The following is a 24778-nucleotide window of genomic DNA, read 5'->3' as shown; positions in this document are numbered from 1 at the left end:
TCATGGTTCGGCGTCTCCTTCGAAGAGCGTTGCGAGGATGCGGTTTTCGATTGCGATGACCTCGGCCTGATGCCTGCCGGGTTCCGTTCGCGGCCGGGGCAGGCCGACCTCGATTTCGAGGGTGACGCGGGCAGGGCGGGGCGAGAAGACGTAGATGCGGTCGGAGAGCAGCACGGCCTCGCGCACGTCATGGGTGATCAGGACTACCGAGAGGCCACGGCGGGCAGAGAGCGCTTCGAGGAAGCGCTGCATCTTCAGCCGCGTCAGCGCATCAAGGGCGCCGAAGGGTTCGTCGAGTAGCAGGATCGGGCGTTGTTGAACAACCGTCCGCAGCAGGGCGGCGCGCTGGCGCATGCCGCCGGAGAGTTCATGCGGCCAGCTGTCTTCGAAACCGGCGAGGCCGAATTCGGCAAGTAGCGGTTCGATCTGGCGCCTAGCCTCGCGGCGGGGCATTCCGGATATCTCCAGGCCGAGTGCGGCATTGTCGATCAGCCGCCGCCAGGGCATCAGCGCGTCGCGCTGCGGCATGAAGGCGAAGGGGCGTTCGGCGGCGGAAAGCGGCTGGCCGTTCATGCGAATGCTGCCGCCGGATGCTGCGGCGCTGCCGGTCAGCAGCCGGAAGAGCGTCGATTTGCCTGCGCCGGAGGGGCCGAGGACGGAGATAAACTCGCCCTGCTTGAGGTGTAGCGAGATGCCGGCGAGCACATCGATATTGCCGAGGCGGCAGCTGAGGTTTTCGATATCGAGAAGGGGTGCACTGCTCATTCCGGGGCATCCCCGTTTGCCCGGTGCCAGGGCATGGCGAGGCGTTCGGCGAGCACGGCGAGTGAGAACAGCAAGAGCGTCAGCAGCGCGCTGACGAGGACGGCGGCAAGCACGAGATCTGCGCGGAAATTGTTCTTGGCGTTGAGGATATAGATGCCGAGCCCGCGGGCGGCACCGGCATATTCCGCGAAGATGGCGCCGACGACGGCATAGGTGATCGATATCCTGAGACCGGCGAAGAAATAGGGCAGCGATGAGGGCAGGCGGCCGGCGCAGAAGCGCTTCCAGCGCGAGGCGCCCATCGTGGTCAGCAGTTCCTCGATCTCAGGCTCGGTTGCGGCATAGCCGCGTGTGAGGGCCACCAGCATCGGAAAGAAGGTGACGAGGGCGACGAGCAGGATTTTCGGTAGCAGGCCGAAGCCGAACCAGAGGACGATGAGCGGCGCGATGGCGACAAGCGGTAGCGTCTGGCTGATGACGAAGACAGGCATCAGCGCGGAGCGCAAGCGCGGCACGAAATCGATCAGCACGGAGAGGAGGAAGGCGATGAGAAGGGAGGCGGCGAAACCCGCCAGGGTCGCCTGCAATGTCGGCCAGCTGTTTGCCAGCAGCGCTGCGCGTTCGGCAAAGGCCTGGGCGAGGACACGCGAGGGTGCGGGCAGCGTCGCGGGCGGGAGGCCGGCGATGCGCACATAGCTTTCCCAGGCGGCGAGCAGGGCGCCGACGGAGAGGATGGCGGGAAGGAAACGGGCGGCAAGGCCCGGCAAGCGGACAGATCTCGGCATCGGCAGGATCCTGACGTGACGCTGGGATCAGATGGCGGAGGGGCTGTTGGCCGATACGGTGAGATCGATCGTCACATGGCCGTTCGGCGGCCCGAAACGGACGAAGGCTTCGTGGATGGTGGCGAAGACGGCGCCGGCATCGCCCTTGACCCGGGTGCAGAAATTCTTCGAGCGGTCGAAGACGCCGGAGTTTTTCAGGAAGTCGATACAGCCGTAGATCTCTTCCATGTGATCGCCGGTGCCCATGACATAGAGCGAGAACTGCGCGGCGGCATGACGGCCGGTGACCGGCGCGGAAGCGACCGCTTCGAGAGCCGACGCCTTGCGCTCGGCAAGCGGCAGGACCGGGCCGGTAAGGGCTTCGGTGTGGCACATGGGATCATCGGGCTCGCCGGGGCAGCCGCGGGAGATGGTGGCGCGCAGCACCGCGTGGATGCCGTCTGCCGAGCCTGCGACATAGAGATCGCGCATGGCGGCGAAGACGATATCGGGCGTGCCAACGATCAGCGTCGAGATGTCGTCGGTCTCGATCCTGAGCTTTTCGCGATAGGGATCAAGTGCCGGAAGGGCAGACAGGATGACGTCGACGAAACGGTCGGTCATCGGGTAAAGGGAAATTTGTGCGCCAGAAAACATCGCTCGCCTCGCTCCGCTGGTATTATCCAGATCAGCTTTAGAGTTTGAGGCCATGCCAGCCGCATCTCAGCCCCGGCTATACGGAGCACCCCTGTCGTTGGCGCCTTTTAAACATGCGCTGCGCGGCTTGTAAAGCGGTGATCTGACGACGGGCAAAATTGCGCTCGGCTTTCTTTTCCCTTTCGTTTCCGCCTCTTAAATGATCTATCTGAAAGCATCAGAGCTTCATGGGAGGGGCAGGGATGAGCGGATATGTTCTGGCGATCGATCAGGGCACGACATCGACGCGGGCGATCGTGTTCGATGGCGAGATGAAGATCGCAGGCGTGGGGCAGAAAGAGTTCACGCAGATCTATCCGCGCTCGGGATGGGTGGAGCATGACCCTGAGGAAATCTGGGATTCCGTCGTCTCGACCATCCACATGGCGCTGCGCGAAGCGAAGGTGAAGGCGACTGACATTGCCGCATTGGGGATCACCAACCAGCGCGAGACCGTCGTCGTCTGGGAGCGGGAAACCGGCAAGCCGATCCAGAATGCCATCGTCTGGCAGGACCGGCGCACCGCGAGCTACTGTGAGAACCTGAAGCGCCAGGACCTCGAGAAGATCTTCACCAGGAAGACCGGCCTGATCCTCGATCCGTATTTCTCCGGTACCAAGCTCTCCTGGATGCTCGCCAATGTGAAGGGTGCGCGGGCACGTGCCGCCAAGGGCGAGCTCTGCTTCGGCACGATCGACACGTTCCTGATCTGGCGGCTGACCGGCGGCAAGAGCTTCGTCACCGACGCGACCAATGCCTCGCGCACGCTGATGTACAACATCGCCGAGAACGAATGGGACAAGGACCTGCTTGAGATCCTGCGCGTCCCCGCCGCGATGCTGCCGGAGGTGAAGGACTGCTCGGCCGATTTCGGCATTGTCGAGAAGTCGATCCTCGGCGCCGAGATCCCGATCCTCGGTGTTGCCGGCGACCAGCAGGCGGCGACGATCGGCCAGGCCTGCTTCGAGCCCGGCATGCTGAAATCCACCTATGGCACCGGCTGCTTCGCACTTTTGAATACCGGCTCCGACATGGTGCGCTCGAAGAACCGGCTGTTGACGACGATCGCCTACCGGCTGGATGGCGAGACGACCTATGCGCTCGAGGGCTCGATCTTCATCGCCGGGGCTGCGGTTCAGTGGCTGCGCGACGGTCTCGGCATCATCGATACGGCCGGCGAGACCGGCAAGCTTGCCGAAAGTGCCGATCCCTCGCAGGAGGTCTATCTGGTGCCGGCTTTCACCGGTCTCGGTGCTCCGCATTGGGATCCGAAGGCGCGCGGGGCAATCTTCGGCCTGACGCGCAACAGCGGTCCGGCGGAATTCGCCCGGGCCGCTCTCGAAGCCGTCTGCTACCAGACCCGCGATCTGCTCGATGCGATGCAGAAGGACTGGAAGAACGGCAGCGACGACACGGTGCTGCGCGTCGATGGCGGCATGGTTGCCTCCGACTGGACGATGCAGCGGCTCTCCGATCTGCTCGACGCACCTGTCGACCGGCCGGTGATCCTGGAGACGACGGCGCTTGGGGCTGCCTGGCTCGCGGGCAGCCGGGCCGGCGTCTGGCCGGATCGGAAGGACTTCTCGGCCAAGTGGAAGCGCAACCGCCGCTTCGAGCCCGACATGGATGAGAAGACCCGTTCCGCCAAGCTCAAGGGGTGGAGGAATGCGGTGAAGCGGACGCTGAGCGATGCTTGATCAGGCGGCTGCCACCGCCCGCTCGCGCCTGACCGGCGGGCTGTAGAGCCAGCTGGCGCCTGCGCGGTCGGCGGTTGCCTTGATTGCCAGCGACAGCGTGATGGCGGTGACGCAGATCAGCGGTGCCGCGAGATAGCCGATCGATGGTGAGGGCTCGACCAGGGTGGCGATCAGGCCGGCTATACCGGCGACGATCATCACATGGGTGACGTAGACCGGCAGCGTGTTGCGGCCGAAATAGGAAAAGACGTCGCGCAGCGCCTTCAGCCGCGACATCAGCACGGCCATGCCGCACAGCCATGAGAGACCGGCCATCGACGAGGCGAAGGCCCAGAAGCCGGGCTCGATCGGCTGCAGGCGGCTGCGTAGCGCAAGCAGCAGGATGAAGGCGGTAAAGCCACCGGCTGCGAAGGGGAGAGGGCGCTCGGTCAGCGTTTCGGCGATCAGCCTTCCATACCAGCAGCCGAAGGCGAAGAAGACGAAATACTGCAGCACATTGCGGTGGGTGAAGAGCTCGATCGGCAGATAGCCGCCGAAGGTGAGGATCGAGAGAATGGTGCCGACGACGATGACCGGAATGCGCGGCGTCGAGGAGAGCAGCTTGGTGACCGTCATGAAGATTGCCAGCGCCCAGATGAACCAGATGCCGGTATTCGGCGCCCACCACATTTCGATGAGTTGGTAGGGATGCGAACCCTCCGAGGGCACGAGGCCGTTGGTGTGGACATAGCGGAAATAAAGCCAGCGCGCCGTGCTCCAGACGCCGAACAGCCAGACGAAGGTCCAGATCTTCTTCCTGACGAAATCCGGCCATGTGGCCCGCATCGCCGAAGCGGCGAGAAAACCCGACACCGAGAAGAACAGCGGCATGCGGATCGGCGCCATGATGTTGCTGATCTTGGTGTAGAGGGCCGGGGCCATCTCGTGGAAGTTCAGGTAGAGCAGGGTGTGGTAGACGACCACGAGGATGATCGAGAGGCCCTTGGCGATATCCAGCCATTCGATGCGGGTCTTCTGCTGGTGCATGGTTTCCCCTTCCGATTGTGCGCTGCGGCAGGAACAAACCGTCCAATTGCGTCAGAAACGTGGGCGCGACGTCATTCTTCCATGCGTGCGCGAATGCCGCAGGCGCGTCCCTTGCTTCTTTTGTACTGATCGGTACAATGCATTCCTATTGGTACAGGAGATATGACAATGACTGCACTTATCCCCCCATTCACGCTGGAAACCGCCACCCAGAAGGTCCGCCTTGCCGAGGACGGCTGGAACAGCCGCAATCCGGAAAAGGTGTCGCTCGCCTACACGCCCGACAGCGCCTGGAGAAACCGCGCCGAGTTTGTCAACGGCCGGCCGGAGATCGTCGCCTTCCTGAGCCGCAAGTGGGCCAAGGAGCTGGATTACCGGCTGATCAAGGAGCTCTGGGCGTTCCGCGAAAACCGCATCGCCGTTCGCTATGCCTATGAATGGCACGACGACAGCGGCAACTGGTTCCGCTCTTATGGCAACGAGAACTGGGAATATGATGCCGACGGCTTGATGCAGCGCCGTTTCGCCTGCATCAACGACATGCCGATCAAGGAATCGGACCGCAAGTTCCACTGGCCGCTCGGCCGCCGTCCGGATGACCATCCGGGGCTGTCAGAGCTCGGCCTCTAAGGACGCAGAGCTCTGAAGACCGTCTACGAACGCCGCGATGTCGTGCCCCTGCTTGCCGAGATCTTCCGGGAACTCGGCTATGAGGGCGCGACGCTCAGCCGGATCACCGAACGCACCGGGATCGGGAAGGGCAGCCTCTATCATTTCTTCCCCGGCGGGAAGGAGGAGATGGCGGCTGCCGTGCTCTCCGAGGTCGATCGCTGGTTCGAGGATTTCATCTACGAGCCGCTACGCCGCGAGGAACCTTCGGTGGCGATCGAGGCGATGTGGCGGGGCGTCGACGATTACTTCCGCTCCGGCGGGCGCATCTGCCTCGTCGGTGCTTTCGCGCTCGATGGCACGCGGGAGCGTTTCAGCGAGGCGATCAACGGCTATTTCCGGCGGTGGGTGGATGCGCTGGTCAGCGCTCTCGTCCGCAGTGGCCACGAGCCCGGCGCGGCACAGCAGGAGGCGGAGGCTGCGATTCTCGGTATCCAGGGCGCGCTGGTTCTGTCGCGCGCCCTCGACGATCATGATGTCTTCCGCCGGGCGATTGCCGGGATGAAGACGAGGCTTTCGGCTACTTCTTGAGCCAGGGGCTCTTCGTGCTCCAGAAGATGACGCTGGCGCCGAGATAATCATCGGCGAAGGCGGTGAATTCCTCCTTGGTGAACGGCTTCTTGGTCTGCGGGTTCCTGTAGGTCAGCGTCGGCTCCTGCACGGCCATGCCGACATAGGCGAGCTTGCCCTTGTATTGGTTGAAGAACGGATAGGAGTTCTTCATCTGCGCCTTGCGGTTCGGCACGATATCGGGGCCGCCGAGGCCGATATTGTTCTTCGCCGCGAAGTCGAACAGACGGCTCATGTATTTGTGGTCGTTTTCCCATTCGCAGGGCCAGAAGTTGACATACTGGACCACCATCGACTTTGAGAACGCCTTGCGCGCAAAGCCGAGATTTTCCATCTCGCCGGCGAAATAGGCATCGCAGGAGAAGTCCTTCGGCTCGTTCTTCGGGTCGAGATCGATCGAGGTCTCCGGCAGGTTGATGCCGTAGACGCGGCCATCGAACTTGGCTGCAAGCGCCGAGATCAGTGCCTGATAACGCTGGCGCACCGCCGGGTTCCACTGCTGCGCCACCCAGCCGGAACCGATGCCCTTGTTTTCGCCGGGATTGTCGAACTGCGGGGCGAGGCCGCCGCCATATTCGGCGCCTTCGAGCATGTAGTCGGGGATGTTGCGTGCCTTGGGGCTGAAGAAGCGGTCCTGCACCTGGATGAACAGCTTCTTGTTCAGGCTCTCGGCGATCGCCAGGTCCTTCTCGATCGGCGAGAAGTCGTATTCGCCTTTGCCCGTCTCCAGCATCTTCCAGTTATAAACCACCTGCGCGCCGCCGATATCGGGGCGCGACAGCAGGTCCTTAAGGCCGTCGAGCTCACCGGCGCCGGTATAGATGAAATTCTGGGGCGCTGCGGTGGCGGCAGTGGCTGCGCCCGCAAGTGCGGCAGCCAGGAACAGGCTTTTGAAAAGATGCATGTTTCGTCCTGAAATATGATGTTGGAAATCCAGCCGCGCGAGAAATCGGAGCCGAAGGTGGCAACTCGATGGCGAAAGCCTGAGTGCCCGATACAATCCCCAATGCTAATTTTGCCCCACGGCTCATTTGTGAAGCGTAATTTTTTGCTGCGCCCTGTCGGATGGCGAGTTACTCCTTCGTCATTGAGGAAGAGGAGTAACAGATGCTTTATGCGATCCTTTGCTATGCCAACGAAGAAACCGTCTTCTCCTGGTCGAAGGAGGAGGAGGATGCCGTCATGGCGAAGCTCTACGCCGTGCAGGAGCCGCTCGCCAGATCCGGCAAGCTCGGCCCGACCGGGCGGCTGATGCCGACGACGTCGGCGACGACGCTGCGCAAGGGCAAGGAAGAGCCGCTGGTGCTCGACGGCCCGTTTGCCGAAACCAAGGAAGCGCTGCTCGGCTTCTACTGCATCGATTTCGACACGCTGGACGAGGCGATTGCCTTCGCCAAGGAGCTGTCGGCCGTCAATCCGGGTTCGACCTCTTACGAGATCCGGCCCTTCTACGTGTTCCATCCGGGAGATAAAGCCACATGACAGACATTGCCTGGATCGACGTGACGCTGGCTTCGGCCCGGCCGAAGGCGCTGGGTGCGCTGCTTCGCTATTTCCGCGATCTCGATATCGCGGAAGAGGCCTTTCAGGAGGCCTGCCTGCGCGCCATCCGCACCTGGCCGGACAAGGGCCCGCCACGCGATCCGACGGCATGGCTGATCTTCGTCGGCCGCAACAGCGGCATCGACGCGGTGCGCAAGCAGAAGAGGACGCAGGCGCTGCCTGACGAGGAACTGATTTCCGATAGAGAGGATGCCGAGAGCGATATCGCCGAGCGGCTGGATGAATCCAACTACCGCGACGACATCCTGCGCCTGCTGTTCATCTGCTGCCATCCGGATCTGCCGGCAACGCAGCAGATCGCGCTCGCCCTGCGCATCGTCTCGGGTCTTTCGGTACAGCAGATCGCCAAGGCGTTTCTCGTCGGCGAAAGCGCCATGGAGCAGCGCATCACCCGCGCCAAGGCGCGCGTCGCCAAGGCCGGCGTTCCCTTCGAAACGCCGGGGCCGGAGGAGAGGGCGGAGCGGCTGACCATCGTCTCGACGATGATCTATCTGGTCTTCAACGAGGGCTATTCGCAGGGCGACCCGAAACGCGATGCGGCCGCGTTTGCCGACGAGGCGATCCGTCTCGGGCGGCTGATGCTGCGGATCTTTCCGGCCGAGCCGGAGACCATGGGCCTGCTGGCGCTGATGCTGCTGCAGATTTCGCGGCGCGATGCGCGCTTCGACGGCAATGGCGAGCTGGTTCTTCTGGAGGATCAGGACCGCGGCCGCTGGAACCATGCACTGATCAACGAGGCGCTGAACCTGCTCGACAAGGCGATCCGTCACCGCCAGCCGGGACCGTATCAGCTGCAGGCGGCGATCGCCGCCATCCATTCCCGCGCCAAGCGCGCCGAGGATACCGATTGGGAAGAGATCGAGATCCTCTACCGGGTGCTGGAGCGGGTGCAGCCGTCGCCCGTCATCACGCTCAACCGCGCCGTTGCCGTCGCCAAGCTCAAGGGGCCGGAGGAGGCCTTGGCGCTGGTCGATACGCTTGCCGAAAAGCTCGACGGCTATTTCTATTTCCATGGACTGCGCGGCGGATTGCTGAAGCAGATGGGCGAGGTGCGCCGCGCCCGCGAATCCTTTGACCGGGCGATCGCGCTCGCCAATTCGGCCGCGGAAGCCGCCCATATCCGTCTGCAGCTCGACAAGCTGCAGAACGAGCAGGCGATGCCCGCCGTCAGATAATTTTCGGAAAAAATCATCAGGCGATGTCGGAACGGAGGATGCTGCGGCGTCCTTGTAACAACCTGAGGATAAACAGGTTTCGCTTCAACAGGAGGAATGCCGAAATGACCGCCACGACGCAACATGAACTGGTTCTCGTCCGCGAAATGGATGTGCCGCGCGAGAAGATCTACAAGGCCTGGACCGACGAGAATTCGATCAAGGAATGGTTCGTGCCGAAGCCCTGGAGCATCGCCGAAGCCAAGCTCGACGCGCGCCCGGGCGGCTCCAGCTACATCGTCATGCAGGATCCTGACGGCAACAAATATCCGAATTCCGGCGTCTATCTGGAGCTCGTCGAAAACGAGAAGATCGTCTTCACCGATGCCTATACCAGCGCCTGGGTGCCCTCGGAAAAGCCCTTCTTCACCGGCGTCATCCTGCTCGAAGATCTCGGCAACGGCCGCACCAAGTACACCGCCAAGGCGCTGCACTGGCGCGCCGAGGACAAGGAAGCGCACGAGAAGATGGGTTTTCACGAAGGCTGGGGCACGGTCGTCGGACAGCTTGAGGAGTACCTGAAGCGCGGCTGACGCACTCCAAGCGGGCGCTGAAGCGGCTTCGATTCCGATTCCGCCGGCGCCCGCAAGCCGTTGAATTTGGATTCGGATTGGCCGTCCCGCGTCACCTAACCCACCCATCAACTTTATCGAACGATCCGTTCCAGAATTTCCGTTTGCCCGGGGGCTTGCCGATCCTTATCTGAGAGGCAAGTTCAATAGGATGCCGATGATGGAACTGGGCCTTTATACTTTTGCCGACGTCAATCCCAATCCGGGCCGCAGCAAGGGCGCGGAAGGGGCGGAGCGATTGAAGCATCTGATCGAGGAAATCGAGCTCGCCGATCAGGTCGGCCTCGATGTCTTCGGGCTTGGCGAGCATCACCGCCCTGACTATGCCGCCTCGGTTCCGGCCATGGCGCTTGCCGCAGCGGCGGTGAAGACCAAGAACATCCGGCTGACGAGCGCGGTCACCGTCCTGTCGTCCGATGATCCCGTGCGCGTCTTCCAGCAATTTGCGACACTCGATCTCATCTCGAACGGCCGTGCCGAGATCATGGCCGGGCGCGGCTCCTTCATCGAGTCCTTCCCGCTGTTCGGCTACAACCTCGAAGATTACGACCAGCTCTTCGAAGAGAAGCTCGATCTCCTGATGGCGCTGCGCGAGGGCGAAGTGGTCAACTGGAAGGGCGAACTTCGGGCGCCGATCAATGGCCGCGGCGTCTATCCGCGCCCGCTGCAGGATCCGCTGCCGCTGTGGATCGCCGTCGGCGGCACGCCGCAATCGGTGGCGCGGGCCGGTGCGATGGGTTTGCCGGTGGCGCTTGCGATTATCGGCGGGGAATATCCGCGCTTTGCGCCGCTCCTTGAGCTCTATCGCGAGGCAGCGCGCCGGGCAGGGCAGGATGCCTCGAAGCTGAAGACCAGCATCAACGTCCACGGCTTCATTGCCGATACGACGGAAGCGGCCGCCGACCAGTTCTACGGGCCGCAGGCCGAAGTGATGAACCGCATCGGCCGCGAGCGCGGCTGGGGACCGACGAACCGGGCGCATTTCGACATGGCGCGCGGGCCGACCGGCAATCTCTTCCTCGGTGATCCGGAACTCGTGGCCGAGAAGATCGTTGCGGCTCACAAGGTCTTCAGGAACGACCGTTTCCTGCTGCAGATGGCGATCGGCCTGATGCCGCACGATCAGATCATGCGCGGCATCGAGCTTTACGGCACGAAAGTCGCGCCGCTTGTCAGAAAGGCATTGACTGGGGCGGGCGAAGGGGCGAAAGCCACGGCCTGAACCCGCAAGGCCAGCCGCCTTGGCGGCAGCCGGGATGAACGATGGTAATCGAGAACGACGACGAACTGGAAAAGCTGAAGGAAATCGGACGGATCTGCGCCAACGCGATCCAGGTGATGTCTGCAGCGCTGGAGCCGGGGATCACTACACTCGAGCTCGATCAGATCGGCCGCAAGGTGCTTGAGGATGCCGGTGCGCGTTCGGCGCCGGAATTCTGCTACCAGTTTCCCGGCGCGACCTGCATCAGCGTCAACGAGGAAATCGCCCACGGCATTCCCGGCCCGCGAGTGATCCGCCCCGGCGATCTCGTCAATATCGATGTCTCCGCCGAGAAGAACGGCTTCTTTGCCGATACCGGCGCCTCCTTCACCGTGCCGCCCGTCAAGCCGAAGATCGAGCGGCTCTGCCGCGATGGGAAGCGGGCGCTGTTCGTCGGTCTCAACCAGATCAAGGCGGGCGAGCCGCTCGCCAAGATCGGCAATGCCGTCGGCGCCTTTGCGGCGAAGAACCGCTATACGCTGGTTGCCAATCTGGCGAGCCACGGCGTTGGCCGTTCGCTGCATGAGGAACCAGGCGAGCTCTCGACCTGGCCGGATCCTTCCGAAAAGCGGATCATGACCGAAGGCCTGGTCTTCACCGTCGAACCCTTCCTGTCGCTCGGCGCCACCTGGGCCGAAGGCGGCGACGATGCCTGGACGCTCTATGCCGATCCGCAGGCGCCGACCGTGCAATACGAACATACCGTCGTTGCCACCCGCAACGGGCCGCTGATCCTGACGCTGCCGGATCTGGCGGCTTAAGAGCTTCATCCTTTCGGCGGCCGGGCTCCGCCTCTACCCGTCCTTTCGTCCGAATATCCGGCGGCCTACCGCCTATGGCCAGTTAGCGGGCGCAGCAATTCCGGGCTACCGCTTGGTATCCGGCTCCATTCTCTTGTCCGCCGGTCTTCATGGAGGTCGGCGGAATGATCGAGAGGGATCGCGGAAGTGCCAAGGCGATGCAGCACAATTACCGGCCGGATATCGATGGATTGCGGGCGGTTGCTGTTCTCTCCGTGGTGATCTTCCATGCCTTTCCGACCTGGCTGCCTGGCGGGCTCGTCGGCGTCGATATCTTCTTCGTCATCTCCGGCTATCTGATCAGCGGCCATATCCTGCAGCAGCTGTATGACAACAAGTTCTCGATCTTCGATTTCTACAGCCGCCGCATCCGCCGCATCTTTCCGGCGCTGATCCTGGTGCTGCTCTTCTGTCTGGCGGTCGGCGCCGTGGCGCTCTCGGCCGCCGATAACAGGGAGCTCGGCGAGCATGTTGCCGGTGGTGCGGGCTTCGTTGCCAATCTGCTCTTCTGGTTCGAGGTCGGAAGCACCAAGGATGGCGGCATTTCCAATCCGCTTCTGCATCTCTGGTCGCTCGGCGTCGAGGAGCAATTCTACATCGTCTGGCCGCTCGCCGCCTGGATTGCCTGGCGGCGCGGCATGAGCGTCATCAAGACGATCGCGGCGGTGGCGCTGGTGTCGATGATCTTCAATCTCGTCATCGTCTATATCGACCGGACGACGGCTTTTTATCTGCCGGTGACGCGCTTCTGGGAGCTGCTGGCCGGTGCTGCGCTCGCCGAGCTGGAGCGCTCCTACGGCGGGCTGTCGCGGCCGGCGGCGAACCTTGCGGCAATCGCCGGTATCGTGCTGCTGGTGCTGAGCTTTGCGCTCATCCGGGAAAAGCAAGCCTTTCCGGGTATCATCGCGGCGGCGCCCGTTCTCGGCGCGGTGCTGGTCATCGCTGCCGGGCGGACGGCGGCATTCAAGACCCTGATCTTCAGCAACCGGATTGCCGTTGCGATCGGGCTGATCAGCTATCCGCTCTATCTCTGGCACTGGCCGCTTCTCTCCTTCGGCTACATCATCGGCCACGACACGCCGGCGAAGGAGGTGCGTTTCGCATTGCTGGCGGCGAGCCTGGTGTTGGCGGCGCTGACCTATATGATCATCGAAAAGCCCATCCGCTTCGGGCGCTTCCGGAAATCGGCGGTGGCCGTGCCGCTGTTTGCGATCATGACCTTCATCGGCGCGGCAGGCTATTGGGTATCGGAGCAGGCGCAGCACGCGCTGCCGCGCGATGTGGCGCAGGTGGGTGTGCCGGTCGCTCAGAATGCGCTGCCGCTGCAATAAGAAGGCCGCCACGTGATACGCGGCGGCCGCTCTCTCCGACGTTTCGGAGGGTCAGATCTGGGGCTTGCCGCCCTGGAGGATTTCCATCGCGGCGCGCTCCAGGATGCCGGAGATACGGGCGGCTTCCTCAGCCGACCAGGGATGGCGCATGCGCAGCGCCGAGCGCAGCAGCTGGCGGGCGGCGCGCACGTCGCGGTCGTCGCGCATGAATTCCTCGTCTTCCTCTTCACGGCGGCGGCCGTGCTGTTCGGGATCGAACATGCGGTTGACGAAGGCCATCTTCTCGCCGACGCGCTCGAGCTTGCTGAAAATTCCGTCGATCATGGCGCGGTTCTCCTCAACCTTGCGCTTGCCGCTTTCGGTGATCTTGTAGAGCTTCTTGGTGCCCTCGGCCTCGACTTCGGCCAGGCCGGTTTCTTCGAGATAGGTGAGCGCCGGATAGATGACGCCCGGGCTCGGCACGTAGAAGCCGCCGGAGCGCTCTTCCAGAACCTTGATCAGTTCGTAGCCGTGGCGTGGTTGTTCGTTCAGCAGTGCCAGAAGCACGATCTGCAGATCGCCCGCCGAAAACTTCCGGCCCATTCCCATGCGGATCGCGTCGCCGAACATGCCGCCGCCACCGCCTCTAAAGCCTCTCATAGCTTCTTCCTTTCATCGTTAGTCATATCGAATGCTATGTCTTAAAACATATATCGTAAGATATTACGTTTCAAGAGGAGCCCAAGAGTTTCCGGAATTGAACCGATCGATCAGAATTTCTTGTTTGCGGTGCAGCAGGGGGCGGGCGATAAGCGCATCATGTTGGCACGCAATGAGAATGAGCCAGTCAGTCTGGTCCGCACGGCCCTTGCCGGGATGATCGCCATGGCCGCTGCCATGGGCTTCGGGCGCTTCTCCTACACACCGATCCTGCCGGGCATGATGAGCGGCGTTCCGCTCTCGGCCTCCGATGCCGGGTTCATCGCCTCGGCGAATTTCGTCGGCTATCTCGCAGGCGCCGTGCTGGCTGCCTATGGCTGGGCGGCCGGGCGGGAGAGGGCGGTGGCTCTCGCTGCGCTGGCGGCAAACGCGCTGCTTCTCGCGGCGATGGCGATGACGACATCCGTTCCCGTCTTTGCGGTCATCCGCTTCCTTGCTGGGCTCGCAAGTGCCTTTTCGATGGTCTTCACCTCGTCGATCGTGCTCAGCCACGGGGCGGCGGCCGGAAACGACCATGTCCAGTCGGCGCATTTCGGTGGACCGGGCGCAGGTATCGCGCTGTCGTCGCTGATGGTGCTGCTGATCGGTGTCGCCTTTCCCGATACGGGCGGATGGCGGGCGGACTGGATCGGTGGGGCGCTGTTCTCCGCACTCGGCCTTGCCGCGGCCTGGGCATTGCTGCCGGCGGGACCCGCAGCGGCGGCGCGCAAGGGGCCGGAACCGGCCATCGCCTGGACGCCGCCGATGCTGCTCGTGACGCTCTCCTACGGCATTTTCGGCTTCGGCTATGTCATCACCGCCACCTTCCTCGTGGCGATCGCCCGCATGGATGCGGCGGGCGCCTTCGTCGAATTTCTCTGCTGGTTCATCGCCGGCGTCACCGCCGCCGTGGCGCTCTTTGCGTGGAAGCCGTTCGTGCGCATTCTCGGGCTCGGCGGCGTCTACGTCGCTGCTGTCATCATCGAGGTGGCCGGTGTGCTCGCGACCGTCACGCTGCCGCATTCGCTGGCGCCGCTGACAGGCGGGGCGTTGTTCGGCGCCACCTTCCTGGCGATCACTGCCTACGGCCTGCAGATCGGCCGCAAGCTTTCGCCGGAAAGCCCCAGGCGCGTCATGGCGCTGATGACGGCGGCTTTCGGTCTCGGCCAGATCGTCGGGCCGCTGGTGGCAGGCTGGGTGGCTGAGGGGACAGGAAGCTTCACGCTGCCCACCTATATCGCCGCCGCCGCCCTCGGCGTCTGCGCGCTCCTCGTGCTGCCGGTCATCAAGAAACTGGGATAAGCCGTTACAAATACGTAAGAATGGCCCCCGGCCATTGCTGCCTTCTTCGAACTGCCTTAATTTCCCGCACAATCAGTGTTTGCTGATGCTCCCGAGATTCCAGTTCAGGAAAGCGCCTCCCCGTGTTTCATTCCTTCTTTCCGCAGCCGAAGCTGTTTTTCCCTTCGATTGTCATTTGGACGCTCATCGCCATCGCGGTCTGGTATCTGTTTGCCGCAGATCTCGGTGTCCATATGGGCTTTGCGCCGGTCGCCGAAGAACAGCAGCCGATCGATCTGTCCTTCTTCCTGTTGCCTGAGAATTTGTGGTTCTACGGCTACTTCTTCCTGACCACGATCATCTTCTGCGGCTTCTGGCACATCAAGGCCTGGGATCATCCGTGGAAGCTGTGGTCGGTCTGGGGCTCGGCGCTGATCATTTTCGTTACCTATTTCGGCGTCCAGATCACCGTCGTCATCAACAATTGGCGCCGTCCGTTCGGCGACCTGCTGCAGAACGCGCTTTCGAAGCAGCCCGGCATTACCGTCGAGAATTTCTACGACCTGATGCTGATCTTCGTGCAGATTGCCTTCCTCAGCATGTTCGTGTCGATCATGACCGACTTCTTCACCAGCCACTACATCTTCCGCTGGCGCACGGCGATGAACAATTTTTACATGTCGAAGTGGGAAAAGCTGCGCCATATCGAAGGTGCCTCGCAGCGTGTGCAAGAAGACACGATGCGCTTCTCCAGCACTCTCGAAGGCCTCGGCATCAGCCTTATCAATTCGGTGATGACGCTCGTCGTGTTCCTGCCGATCCTGCTGGCGCTCTCGCATTATGTCACCGCGCTGCCGATTGTCGGCCCGGTCGCCAATTCGCTGTTCTGGCTGGCGCTCTTCTGGTCTATCTTCGGTACGCTGCTGCTTGCGATCGTCGGCATCAAGCTGCCGGGTCTGAACTTCAAGAACCAGCGTGTCGAGGCTGCCTACCGAAAGGAACTCGTTTATGGCGAGGACCATGCCGACCGCGCTCAGCCGCCGACGGTGCGCGAGCTTTTCTCCAATGTCCGCCGCAATTATTTCCGCCTCTATTTCCACTACCTCTATTTCAACGTGGCGCGCTATTTCTACATCCAGGCGGACGCGCTTTTCGTGACCTTCATGCTGGTGCCGACGATCGTTGCCGGTGCGATCACCTACGGTATCTTCCAGCAGATCTCGACTGCCTTCGGCCAGGTCAGCAACTCGTTCCAGTATCTCGTCAATTCCTGGACGACGATCATCGAGCTGCTGTCGATCCACAAGCGCCTGAAAGCCTTCGAAGCGGCGATCGACGACGAGCCGTTGCCTGATATCGATCAACGCTATCTCGATCGCGAGGGCGGGGTCGTCCATCAGGACGGCTGACGCCGGGTCATCAGAATCAAAAGCGCCGCTGTGGGAACCGCAGCGGCGCTTTTTTGTGAAAGGTGATCTGGAAGCTTAGAGCGCCGAATTATCCTGCGCCTTCAGCTTGCCCCGCGCCTCGATCGTCGGGATCGCTTCCGAATAGCTGACGCAGGCCACGTCCGCCCGATGGCAGACGTCGCTGACCAGCCGGTCGAGGGCCCGCCAGTAGGCGCCGCCGTTCATTTCGACGAAGTGAAAGCCGAGCTGGAGGGGGATGCGGTCGCCCGCATATTGCTTGTCGAAGGCTTCCTTGAAGGCGGCGTAGGAGCGTTCCTCGAAGGTCTTGCTGTCTGCTGCGTCTTCCTCGCCCTTGGAGTGGCGCACGAACAGATTGTAGTCCATGCCGATGATCGGCCGGTCCTTGGGGCCCTCGGGGATCAGCGGCAGGCCGAAGCGGATGACGCCGTCTTCGACGACGGGCATGGCCGGTCCCTTGGTGACGAGGCTGGCGTCATAGGTGAAGCCGGCCTTTTTCTCCGCGGCGATCATGTCGCTGCCTTCGCTCGCCGAAAGGTAGGGGGCGCGAAAACCCTTGATGCCGTGCTCGACGAGATCCTGCCAGCCATCGGGCTCGGCGAGGCCGACGCCTTTCCAGGCGTTCTTCAGCGTCGCCTTGAAGGTCGCATATTCTTCAGACCAGTCGGCCGTACTCCACTGCCGGCCGTCGAAATGGCCGCAGGCATGGCTCGAGATATCGTGGCCCTCGAGATGCGCGTGCCAGATATTGCCGAGGCGCTCGCGGATCTCGTCGTCGCTCTGGGCAAAGCCGACATTGGACTTTCCGCGTTTCTGATGAGGCGCTTGATAGGCTTTCTTCGCATCCTGATTCATCAGGAAAGTGCAGGAGAGGAAATAGGTGAAATGCGCGCCGTTGCGGGCTGCCATTTCGCGGCTCTTCTGCCAGAGCGCGTTGTCGTGGGCGCCGTCGAAGGAAATGATGACGAGCTGCTTCGGCTGATCGGCCGCCGAGGCGGCAGCGGGCAGGGCAACGGAAAGGGCGAGACAGGCAGAGGAAATGGAACGAAACATGGGCACCGCGACAATTTGTTTGCGGCTTTCCTGTTACAGAATTGCGGCGAAGCTGCGGTCTCGCTGGCATTTTTCCCGCCCAGCCGGTATCGAACATTGTTAGTTATCGATCAGGAATATCATCATGGCTTTGCTTGCCTTAAGTCTTGTTCTCTTTCTCGGCCTTCATCTTATCCGCGTCGTGGTGCCGGGGTTCCGGTTGGCGATGATCGACAAGTTCGGCAAGCCGGTCTGGATCGCCTTCCATTCGGTCGCCAGCATCCTGACGCTCGTCTTCGTTGCCTATGCCTTCGCCGCCGCCCGCAGCGAGCCGATCGGCATGCTCTACAATCCGCCTGCCGGCATGGCGCATCTGACGGTGACGCTGATGCTGATCGCCGTCATCTGTTTCGTCGCCGGCTTCCTGCCGGCCGGCCATATCCGATCGAAGGCCAAGCACCCGGTGGTGCTTTCGGTGAAGATCTGGGCTCTGGCGCATCTCTTCTCGAATGGCGAGGCCTATTCGGTGCTGCTGTTTGCCGCTTTCCTCGCCTGGGGCGTCATCCTGCGCATCTCGCTGAAGCGGCGCCTGCGCCGCGGCGAGATCACGCTGCCGGTCTTCGTTTCGGCGAAATACGACCTCTATGCCGTCGTCATCGGCGTCATCGTCTGGGCACTGATGATCTGGCGCGTGCATGAATGGCTGATCGGCGTCGCGCCGCTGCCGATGCTCGCTTCCTGAGGAATCTCAGATATCCCCCTTACATCGGCCGCAAAATGGAGTAGAAGGCCCAACAATATGCGAAAACGCATGAATTGGGCTTTCCCTGCCGGAGACGAGAATGGCATTCAACGACGACAGCTTCATTCGTGAAGTCAATGAGGAACTGCGTTCCGACCAGATGAAGGGCGCATGGCGCCGCTTTGGCCGCTACCTGATCGCGCTCGCCGTCCTGATCGTTCTCGGCACCGTCGGCTACAAGGTCTACCAGTACTGGGATGACAATGCGTCTTCCAGCACCGGCGACCAGTTCCTGGCGGCGATGAAGCTCGCCGACGAGAACAAGAATGACGAGGCGCTCGCCGCTCTCGACAAGCTGGAGAAGGAAGGCCACGGCGCCTATCCGGTTCTCGCCCGCATGCGCGCAGCCACCGTGCTCGCCGCCAAGGGCGACAATGCCGGTGCCGTTGCCGCTTTCCAGACGATCGGCAAGGACCAGTCGGTTCCGGAAGCCGTCCGCAATGCTGCCAAGCTGCGCGCCGGCTGGATGCTGATCGATACCGGCACCTATGACCAGGTCGTTGCCGAGCTGGAAGAAATGGCGATCCCCGCCAACGCCTTCCGCCACTCGGCCCGCGAAGCGCTCGGCATTGCCGCCTACAAGGCCGGCAACATGGCGCAGGCCCGCACCTGGTTCACCCAGATCACCGAAGATGCCGCGAGCCCGCGCAATGTTGCCAACCGCGCGCAGATGATGCTTGATAACATCACTGCGTCTGGCAAGGCGCCTGCCGCACAGGGCTGAGTTTAAGGAAACCTGATGAGCTTTACGGTCGCCATCGTCGGTCGCCCGAATGTCGGCAAGTCGACGCTTTTCAACCGCCTGGTTGGGAAGAAGCTGGCGCTTGTCGATGACACGCCAGGCGTTACCCGCGACCGCCGTCCCGGCGACGCGCGGCTGATGGGCCTGAATTTCACGATCATCGATACCGCCGGTCTCGAAGAGGCCGACGAGGAGAGCCTGCAGGGCCGCATGCGCGCGCAGACGGAAGCGGCCATCGACGAGGCGGATCTTTCGCTCTTCGTCGTCGATGCCAAGACCGGCCTGACGCCCGTCGACAAGGACCTGGCGGAGATGCTGCGCCGTCGCGGCAAGCCGGTCGTACTCGTCGCCAACAAGTCCGAAGCGCGCGGTTCCGACGGCGGCTTCTATGATGCCTTCACGCTCGGCCTCGGCGAACCGACGCCGATCTCGGCCGAACACGGGCAGGGCATGCTCGATCTGCGCGACGCAATCGTCGAAGCGATCGGCAAGGACCGCGCCTATCCGCCGAAGGAAGACGTGGCCGAAACCAATGTCGACATCCGCCACGAGCTGGAAGAAGACGAAGATTACGAGCCGGAATATGACGATACCAAGCCGCTGCGCGTGGCGATCGTCGGCCGTCCGAATGCTGGCAAGTCGACGCTGATCAACCGCTTCCTCGGCGAGGACCGTCTTCTGACCGGGCCGGAAGCGGGCATCACCCGCGATTCCATCTCGGTCGAGTGGGACTGGCGCGGCCGCACCATCAAGATGTTCGATACGGCGGGCATGCGCCGTAAGGCGAAGGTCATCGAGAAGCTGGAGAAGCTTTCGGTTGCCGATACGCTGCGCGCCATCCGCTTTGCCGAACTCGTGGTCATCGTCTTCGATGCGACGATCCCGTTCGAGAAACAGGACCTGCACATCGTCGATCTGGTGCTGCGCGAGGGACGCGCCGCCGTGCTCGCCTTCAACAAGTGGGACATGATCGAGGATCAGCAGGCCGTGCTTGCCGATCTCCGCGAAAAGACCGACCGGCTGCTGCCGCAGGCCCGCGGCATCCGCGCCGTGCCGATTTCCGGCCAGACCGGCCGCGGCCTCGACAAGCTGATGCAGTCGATCATCGACACCGACAAGGTGTGGAACAAGCGCATCTCGACCGCCAAGCTCAATCGCTGGCTCGAGCAGCAGCAGGTCCAGCATCCGCCGCCCGCCGTCTCCGGCCGCCGCCTGAAGCTCAAGTATATGACGCAGGTCAAGGCCCGCCCGCCGGCCTTCATGATCTCCTGCACGCGCTCTGATGCGCTGCCGGAATCCTACACGCGCTACCTGATAAACAGCCTGCGCGTCGACTTCGACATGCCGAGCGTTCCGATCCGCATCCACTACCGCGAGAAGGAAAACCCCTTCGAGGGGAAGAAGCGGCGGACTTAGGGGCCGCCGTCAGAATTGCAGCACGCAGCCTTTCACCGGGCTGCGGCTTCGCTCGCCGTCAGGCCGCACTCTTGTTCAGTGCATCCCTGAGCGCAATGATCTCGGCCCGTAGCCGTTTCAGCCGATCGAATTCGCTGCCGGTCGCATCGACGATGCAGTTCGGCACCGTTGCCGCCTTGGTTTTCAAGGCCTTGCCCTCATCGCTGAGCCTGATGACGACGACGCGTTCGTCTTCCTTGCTGCGCTCGCGGCGGATGAGGCCGGCGGCTTCCAGGCGCTTCAGCAGCGGTGTCAGCGTGCTCGATTCCAGAAACAGCTTGTCGCCGATGCCGCCGACGGTCTGGCGGTCTTCTTCCCATAGCGCCACCATGACCAGATATTGCGGGTAGGTGAGGCCGAGCTCGTCGAGCAGGGGCTTATAGACGCGGTTCATCGCGTGGTTTGCCGTGTACATGGCAAAGCAGATGAAATTTTCGAGTTTCAGGTCGTCACTCATGTGGGCATCTCCAGAACCGGATGAATTTATATCGCGCGATAACTAATCGCAAGCGCTTATTTCGCATGGCGGTTATGCGTTAAATCGAATTGCGAGATAAATAATCGTGCGCGATATAAAAAACCGTGTTCACGACGAACCACAACCGAAGAGGACAAGACGATGTCGACCATCAAGACCGCACTTTCCGCAGCAACCATCCTGGCAGCCACGACGCTCGGCGCCGCTGCCGACCCGGTTCTGGAACCGACGACCCAGAAGCTCATCGATGCGCTGGCGGGCTCCAAGCCGATCTATACGCTCTCGCCCGCCGATGCCCGCAACGTGCTGGCCGGCGCCCAGAAGGGTGACGTCAAGAAGCTCGCGGCGCAGGAAGAGAACCTGACGATCAAGGCTGGTCCGACCGGCGAGATCAAGCTGCGTATCGTGCGTCCTGTCCATGCCAAGGGCACGCTGCCTGTCGTGATGTATTTCCACGGCGGCGGCTGGGTGCTCGGCGACGCCGATACGCATGACCGGCTGGTCCGCGAGATCGCCAATGGCGCCGATGCCGCTGTTGTTTTCGTCGATTACGAGCGGTCGCCCGAGGCCCGCTATCCCATCGCCATCGAACAGGCCTATGCGGCGACCAAATATGTCGCCGAGCATGCCAAGCAGTTCAAGGTTGATGCCAGCCGCCTGGCAGTCGCAGGTGACAGCGTTGGCGGCAACATGACGGCTGCGGTGACGCTGATGGCCAAGGAACGCGGTGGTCCCGCCATCGATCAGCAGGTGATGTTCTACCCGGTCACCGACGCGAATTTCGAGACCGGCTCCTACAATCAGTTCGCCAACGGTCCGTGGCTCACCAAGGATGCGATGAAGTGGTTCTGGAACGCTTATCTGCCTGATGAAGCCAAGCGCAAGGAACCGACCGCTTCGCCGCTAGAGGCTTCGCTCGATCAGCTGAACGGCCTGCCGCCGGCACTGATCATCACCGATGAGAACGACGTGCTGCGCGACGAGGGCGAGGCCTATGGCCGCAAACTCAGCCAGGCAGGCGTCAGGGTCACGTCGGTCCGCTTCAACGGCACCATCCATGACTTCGTACTGCTGAACGCCATCAGCGAAACACCCGCCGTGCGCGGTGCGATCAAGCTTGCCAGCGATACGCTGCGGGCAGCGCTGCACCAGTAAGCGGCATCAGGCGCCAGATTTCATCGGGCCGGCGGCATCGCCGGCCTTTCTGCGTGGCAGCGTCTTGGCATATTGCCAGGCGCGCTTCCATTTCGGGGCGATGACGCCGTTGGCGGCGCGGATGTTGTTGATGAATTGCTGCGTCGCCGCTTCCCAAGAATAGGTGAGCGCCAGTTCGCGGGCCTTGTCACGCGAAGCGGAAAGGGCCGCAAGGCACGCGGCGCGCAGGTCCTCGTCCAATGCGCCGACTTCGCCTTCGTCTCCGATGATGTCGAGCGGGCCGGTGACCGGGTAAGCCGCGACCGGAACGCCGGATGCCAGCGCCTCCAGAATCGTGTTGCCGAAAGTGTCGGTCAACGACGGGAAGACGAAGACGTCGGCCTGGGCGTAGATATCGGCCAGTTCAGTGCCGAATTTCAAACCGGTGAAGAGCACGTCGGGATAGCGCTTGGAAAGCTCGGCGCGCGCCGGGCCATCGCCGACGACGACCTTGGAGCCGGGGAGATCGAGATCGAGGAAGGCCGGGAGGTTCTTTTCGAGCGCGACGCGGCCGACGGTCATGAAGACGGGGCGCTGCAGGCCGAAGGGCGTTTCCTCGAGTTCGGCCGGATGGAACTGCGAGGCGTCGATGCCGCGGCTCCAGGGCATCAGGTTACGGATGCCTTTCTCCGACAGTTCGCGCGCCAGGCTCGGCGTCGCCACCATGCAACCGGCGCCGGAATTGTGGAACCATTTGACGAACGCATAGAGCCAGCTTTTCGGCACCGGCAGGCGGGCCGAGACATATTCGGGAAAACGGGTGTGATAGCTGGTGGAGAAGGGCATGCGGTTCTTCAGGCACCAGCGCCGCGCCGTCAGCCCAAGCGGGCCTTCAGTGGCGATGTGGACATAGGACGGCTTGTGTTTTTCGATCTCGCGGGCGACGCGGCGGTAGCTGGTGATCGACAAGCGAATCTCGGGATAGGTCGGGCAGGGAATGCTGTTGAACCGCTCCGGCGTCACCATCGACACATCGACGCCCATCCGGGCGAGCTCGCGATTGGTGTTCTCGATCGAGCGCACGACGCCATTGACCTGCGGATGCCAGGCATCGGTGACGATGACAAGCCGCTCAGGCACCGCGCCCGGGGCGGCATTCGCCCAGCTCTCGCCAGTCAGGCTCTTCGAAGGATGTTGAAGCATATCCCGTTTCCATCCAGGCCGCCGGCTTCGGCGGACACGACCCCAGGCGGGGACAGCAAGCCGATTCCCGCGTGCCTCCTATTTTGAGGCCTCTCCGTGATGGATTTATTACAGGGCTGTGGACGTGCTCTGTCAGAGCCCGAGCTTGTCCTTCGGCACCAGCGCGCCGTGCTCGCTGACGACGCGGGCGGCGACTTTGGCGGCGAAGCGGGCGCTTTGTTCGGCGTCTTTGGTTTCCAAGTACTTGGCCAGGAAGGAGCCGTTGAAGCTGTCGCCGGCGCTGGTCGTGTCGACCACGGTCTCGACCTTTTCGGCGGGGACGAGCGAGCGGTTGCCTTCGAAATCGAGGGTCGCGCCGTCGGCGCCGTTCTTGACGACGATGTTGGGAGCGCCGAGGGCGCGGTAGCGCTGGATCGTCGCCTCGATCGAATCGTCGCCGAAATGCGAGGCCTCGTCGTCGAAGCTCGGCATCACCAGTGTCGAGGAGCGGGCGCCCTCGCTGATGACGGTATGCATCACGTCATAGCTCGACCACAGGCGCGGGCGGATGTTCGGATCGAAGACCACGAACTTTCCGGCGGCCTTGGCGCGGCGGGTTTCGGCGAGCAGGGTGTCGACGTCCTCGCGCGGCAGGATGGCAAGCGTGATGCCGGAGAAATAGACGACATCGGAGGCTTCGACCGCCTCACGCAGGTAATCGGGATCGGCGGCCAGCTGCTTGGCGGCGGAGCTGTCGCGCCAGTAGCTGAAGGAGCGCTCGCCGTTCCTGAGGTTGATCATGTAAAGGCCGGGCGCCTTGCCCTTGATGCGGCGGATATAGGAGGTGCCGATGCCGTGGCTGTCGAAAAAGGCGGCCATCTCGTCGGACATGGCGTCGTCGCCGAGTGCGGTGAAATAATCGACGGTCCAGGAGGAGGGCATGCAGGCGCGGGCATACCAGGCGGTGTTCAGCGTATCGCCGGCAAAGCCTTTTCTCAGCAGGCCGTCGCCAGCCTGCGACAGCTCCACCATGCATTCACCGATCGAAAGAAAGCGTCCGCTCAAATCAGCCTCCCGGAAATCTCAAGCGTCTGCTGCTTACGCGCAGCGGACCGGGGTGGCAAGCCATCCCTGGGGTGGCAAGCGCACAGAACGCGCAAACGGCCCGCTTTGAGCGGGCCGTCCGTATTCTCTCGCATCTTCTCGGGGCTTAGCCGATTTCCGGGCAGCCGCGGCGGTTGGCGAAGGTGATGCGGTCCGGGCCGCCGCGCGTCCAGCCGCGGACGGTGACGCTGCGATCGGTGACGCGGACCACTTCGGCGCGGCGGAAGCCGGCGTCGCGGGCGGCGTAGACGGCTTCGCGCGGGCTGCAGCCTCGGCGGAAATCACGGTCGCCATAGCGGTCGCGATCCCTGTCACGGTCGTAGATGCGCACGCCATCGGGGCCGATGCGGAACTGGACGTCCTGCGCCTGCGCAAAGCTGACGGGCAGCGCGACGCTGCCGAGGGTGAGAGCCAGCGCCAGGCCGGCATTGGAGATGAGTTTCAGCATGTTTTCCTCCATTTCGGAGCCCTACCAAGACCCGGAACATGTCGTTTTACGAAGGAGGAACTGCCCCGGAGCGAAAATTGTTCCGCT

General features: G+C 62.6%; 26 protein-coding genes and 1 riboswitch. Of the genes, 15 read left to right on the top strand and 11 right to left on the bottom strand.

Annotation, left to right across the window (positions count from 1 at the left end):
• The 3 genes from ACEN84_RS22585 to ACEN84_RS22575 form a co-directional block, all read right to left on the bottom strand.
• Entirely contained in the window at window positions 1-765 is a 765-nt protein-coding gene (locus ACEN84_RS22585; protein WP_413709976.1) for an ABC transporter ATP-binding protein, read from the bottom strand.
• On the bottom strand, window positions 762-1550 hold the full coding sequence (locus ACEN84_RS22580; RefSeq protein WP_413709975.1) for an ABC transporter permease: 789 nt from the start codon (window positions 1548-1550) through the stop codon (window positions 762-764). Before ACEN84_RS22580 ends, ACEN84_RS22585 begins: the two co-directional genes overlap by 4 nt.
• Before the next feature lie 27 nt (window positions 1551-1577).
• Window positions 1578-2186 carry a YkoF family thiamine/hydroxymethylpyrimidine-binding protein gene (locus ACEN84_RS22575; RefSeq protein WP_413709974.1) on the bottom strand — a complete coding sequence of 203 codons (609 nt, stop codon included), beginning with the start codon at window positions 2184-2186 and terminating at the stop codon, window positions 1578-1580.
• Window positions 2178-2289, bottom strand: a riboswitch (TPP riboswitch). (Overlaps the previous gene by 9 nt.)
• Window positions 2290-2428: 139 nt before the next feature.
• Here ACEN84_RS22575 and glpK point away from each other — a divergent pair.
• Window positions 2429-3922 (top strand): glycerol kinase GlpK, encoded by a 1494-nt coding sequence (gene glpK / locus ACEN84_RS22570; protein ID WP_413709973.1) that lies wholly within the window; start codon window positions 2429-2431, stop codon window positions 3920-3922.
• Here the strand turns inward: glpK and ACEN84_RS22565 are convergent, their stop codons facing one another.
• On the bottom strand, window positions 3923-4948 hold the full coding sequence (locus ACEN84_RS22565; protein ID WP_413709972.1) for an acyltransferase family protein: 1026 nt from the start codon (window positions 4946-4948) through the stop codon (window positions 3923-3925).
• 168 nt (window positions 4949-5116) lie between these two features.
• Between ACEN84_RS22565 and ACEN84_RS22560 the strand changes: the two genes are divergently transcribed.
• Both ACEN84_RS22560 and ACEN84_RS22555 read left to right on the top strand, forming a co-directional pair.
• The gene (locus ACEN84_RS22560; protein WP_130277752.1) at window positions 5117-5578 is read left to right on the top strand and encodes a DUF1348 family protein; all 462 of its coding nucleotides are present in this window, start codon (window positions 5117-5119) and stop codon (window positions 5576-5578) included.
• A gap of 12 nt (window positions 5579-5590) precedes the next feature.
• On the top strand, window positions 5591-6148 hold the full coding sequence (locus ACEN84_RS22555; RefSeq protein ID WP_413711343.1) for a TetR/AcrR family transcriptional regulator: 558 nt from the start codon (window positions 5591-5593) through the stop codon (window positions 6146-6148).
• Here ACEN84_RS22555 and ACEN84_RS22550 read toward each other — a convergent pair.
• Window positions 6138-7091, bottom strand: coding sequence for a hypothetical protein (locus ACEN84_RS22550; RefSeq protein ID WP_413709971.1), 954 nt, complete (start codon window positions 7089-7091; stop codon window positions 6138-6140). The two genes, ACEN84_RS22555 and ACEN84_RS22550, sit on opposite strands and share 11 nt — an antisense overlap.
• A gap of 203 nt (window positions 7092-7294) precedes the next feature.
• On the opposite strand from ACEN84_RS22550, the gene ACEN84_RS22545 reads away from it, so the two are divergent.
• The 6 genes from ACEN84_RS22545 to ACEN84_RS22520 all read left to right on the top strand — a co-directional run bounded on the left by ACEN84_RS22545 (window position 7295) and on the right by ACEN84_RS22520 (window position 12928).
• Window positions 7295-7669, top strand: a complete 375-nt coding sequence (locus ACEN84_RS22545; protein WP_413709970.1) for a YciI family protein — start codon at window positions 7295-7297, stop codon at window positions 7667-7669.
• Window positions 7666-8925, top strand: coding sequence for an RNA polymerase sigma factor (locus ACEN84_RS22540; RefSeq protein WP_413709969.1), 1260 nt, complete (start codon window positions 7666-7668; stop codon window positions 8923-8925). The genes ACEN84_RS22545 and ACEN84_RS22540 overlap by 4 nt, the downstream gene beginning before the upstream one ends.
• A gap of 104 nt (window positions 8926-9029) precedes the next feature.
• Window positions 9030-9497 carry an SRPBCC family protein gene (locus tag ACEN84_RS22535; RefSeq protein ID WP_413709968.1) on the top strand — a complete coding sequence of 156 codons (468 nt, stop codon included), beginning with the start codon at window positions 9030-9032 and terminating at the stop codon, window positions 9495-9497.
• A gap of 199 nt (window positions 9498-9696) precedes the next feature.
• The gene (locus ACEN84_RS22530) at window positions 9697-10758 is read left to right on the top strand and encodes an LLM class flavin-dependent oxidoreductase (protein ID WP_112719522.1); all 1062 of its coding nucleotides are present in this window, start codon (window positions 9697-9699) and stop codon (window positions 10756-10758) included.
• A gap of 41 nt (window positions 10759-10799) precedes the next feature.
• The gene (gene map, locus ACEN84_RS22525; RefSeq protein WP_112719433.1) at window positions 10800-11558 is read left to right on the top strand and encodes a type I methionyl aminopeptidase; all 759 of its coding nucleotides are present in this window, start codon (window positions 10800-10802) and stop codon (window positions 11556-11558) included.
• A gap of 164 nt (window positions 11559-11722) precedes the next feature.
• The gene (locus tag ACEN84_RS22520; protein ID WP_413709967.1) at window positions 11723-12928 is read left to right on the top strand and encodes an acyltransferase family protein; all 1206 of its coding nucleotides are present in this window, start codon (window positions 11723-11725) and stop codon (window positions 12926-12928) included.
• A gap of 51 nt (window positions 12929-12979) precedes the next feature.
• Here ACEN84_RS22520 and ACEN84_RS22515 read toward each other — a convergent pair whose 3' ends face one another.
• Window positions 12980-13567: a PadR family transcriptional regulator gene (locus ACEN84_RS22515; RefSeq protein ID WP_199627304.1), complete on the bottom strand. Its 588-nt coding sequence runs from the start codon at window positions 13565-13567 to the stop codon at window positions 12980-12982.
• 159 nt (window positions 13568-13726) lie between these two features.
• On the opposite strand from ACEN84_RS22515, the gene ACEN84_RS22510 reads away from it, so the two are divergent.
• Both ACEN84_RS22510 and sbmA read left to right on the top strand, forming a co-directional pair.
• Window positions 13727-14908 carry a YbfB/YjiJ family MFS transporter gene (locus ACEN84_RS22510; RefSeq protein ID WP_413709966.1) on the top strand — a complete coding sequence of 394 codons (1182 nt, stop codon included), beginning with the start codon at window positions 13727-13729 and terminating at the stop codon, window positions 14906-14908.
• A gap of 122 nt (window positions 14909-15030) precedes the next feature.
• On the top strand, window positions 15031-16296 hold the full coding sequence (gene sbmA, locus ACEN84_RS22505; RefSeq protein ID WP_413709965.1) for a peptide antibiotic transporter SbmA: 1266 nt from the start codon (window positions 15031-15033) through the stop codon (window positions 16294-16296).
• A gap of 75 nt (window positions 16297-16371) precedes the next feature.
• Here the strand turns inward: sbmA and ACEN84_RS22500 are convergent, their stop codons facing one another.
• Entirely contained in the window at window positions 16372-17367 is a 996-nt protein-coding gene (locus ACEN84_RS22500) for a polysaccharide deacetylase (RefSeq protein WP_413709964.1), read from the bottom strand.
• Between the two features lie 124 nt (window positions 17368-17491).
• Here ACEN84_RS22500 and ACEN84_RS22495 point away from each other — a divergent pair, with 124 nt between their 5' ends.
• The 3 genes from ACEN84_RS22495 to der all read left to right on the top strand — a co-directional run bounded on the left by ACEN84_RS22495 (window position 17492) and on the right by der (window position 20306).
• Window positions 17492-18088 (top strand): NnrU family protein, encoded by a 597-nt coding sequence (locus ACEN84_RS22495; RefSeq protein ID WP_203428391.1) that lies wholly within the window; start codon window positions 17492-17494, stop codon window positions 18086-18088.
• Between the two features lie 100 nt (window positions 18089-18188).
• On the top strand, window positions 18189-18872 hold the full coding sequence (locus ACEN84_RS22490) for a tetratricopeptide repeat protein (protein WP_112719427.1): 684 nt from the start codon (window positions 18189-18191) through the stop codon (window positions 18870-18872).
• Between the two features lie 15 nt (window positions 18873-18887).
• Window positions 18888-20306: a ribosome biogenesis GTPase Der gene (gene der / locus ACEN84_RS22485; protein ID WP_130277765.1), complete on the top strand. Its 1419-nt coding sequence runs from the start codon at window positions 18888-18890 to the stop codon at window positions 20304-20306.
• Window positions 20307-20364: 58 nt separating this feature from the next.
• Here der and ACEN84_RS22480 read toward each other — a convergent pair whose 3' ends face one another.
• The gene (locus tag ACEN84_RS22480) at window positions 20365-20802 is read right to left on the bottom strand and encodes a MarR family winged helix-turn-helix transcriptional regulator (protein ID WP_413709963.1); all 438 of its coding nucleotides are present in this window, start codon (window positions 20800-20802) and stop codon (window positions 20365-20367) included.
• A 162-nt stretch (window positions 20803-20964) separates the two neighbouring features.
• On the opposite strand from ACEN84_RS22480, the gene ACEN84_RS22475 reads away from it, so the two are divergent.
• On the top strand, window positions 20965-21978 hold the full coding sequence (locus tag ACEN84_RS22475; protein WP_413709962.1) for an alpha/beta hydrolase: 1014 nt from the start codon (window positions 20965-20967) through the stop codon (window positions 21976-21978).
• Window positions 21979-21984: 6 nt separating this feature from the next.
• Here ACEN84_RS22475 and ACEN84_RS22470 read toward each other — a convergent pair whose 3' ends face one another.
• From ACEN84_RS22470 to ACEN84_RS22460, 3 genes are all read right to left on the bottom strand, one after another.
• The gene (locus tag ACEN84_RS22470) at window positions 21985-23160 is read right to left on the bottom strand and encodes a glycosyltransferase family 4 protein (protein ID WP_413709961.1); all 1176 of its coding nucleotides are present in this window, start codon (window positions 23158-23160) and stop codon (window positions 21985-21987) included.
• A 132-nt stretch (window positions 23161-23292) separates the two neighbouring features.
• Window positions 23293-24204 carry a sugar kinase gene (locus tag ACEN84_RS22465; RefSeq protein ID WP_203428394.1) on the bottom strand — a complete coding sequence of 304 codons (912 nt, stop codon included), beginning with the start codon at window positions 24202-24204 and terminating at the stop codon, window positions 23293-23295.
• Between the two features lie 145 nt (window positions 24205-24349).
• Window positions 24350-24691, bottom strand: a complete 342-nt coding sequence (locus tag ACEN84_RS22460) for a hypothetical protein (RefSeq protein WP_112719421.1) — start codon at window positions 24689-24691, stop codon at window positions 24350-24352.
• Window positions 24692-24778 lie beyond the last annotated feature (87 nt).

The sequence above is a fragment of the Rhizobium sp. Rhizsp82 genome (assembly GCF_047325115.1).
Lineage (GTDB): Bacteria > Pseudomonadota > Alphaproteobacteria > Rhizobiales > Rhizobiaceae > Rhizobium.
The sequence above is the reverse complement of the archived record's forward strand: the minus strand, read 5'-3'. Positions and strand labels throughout refer to the sequence as shown.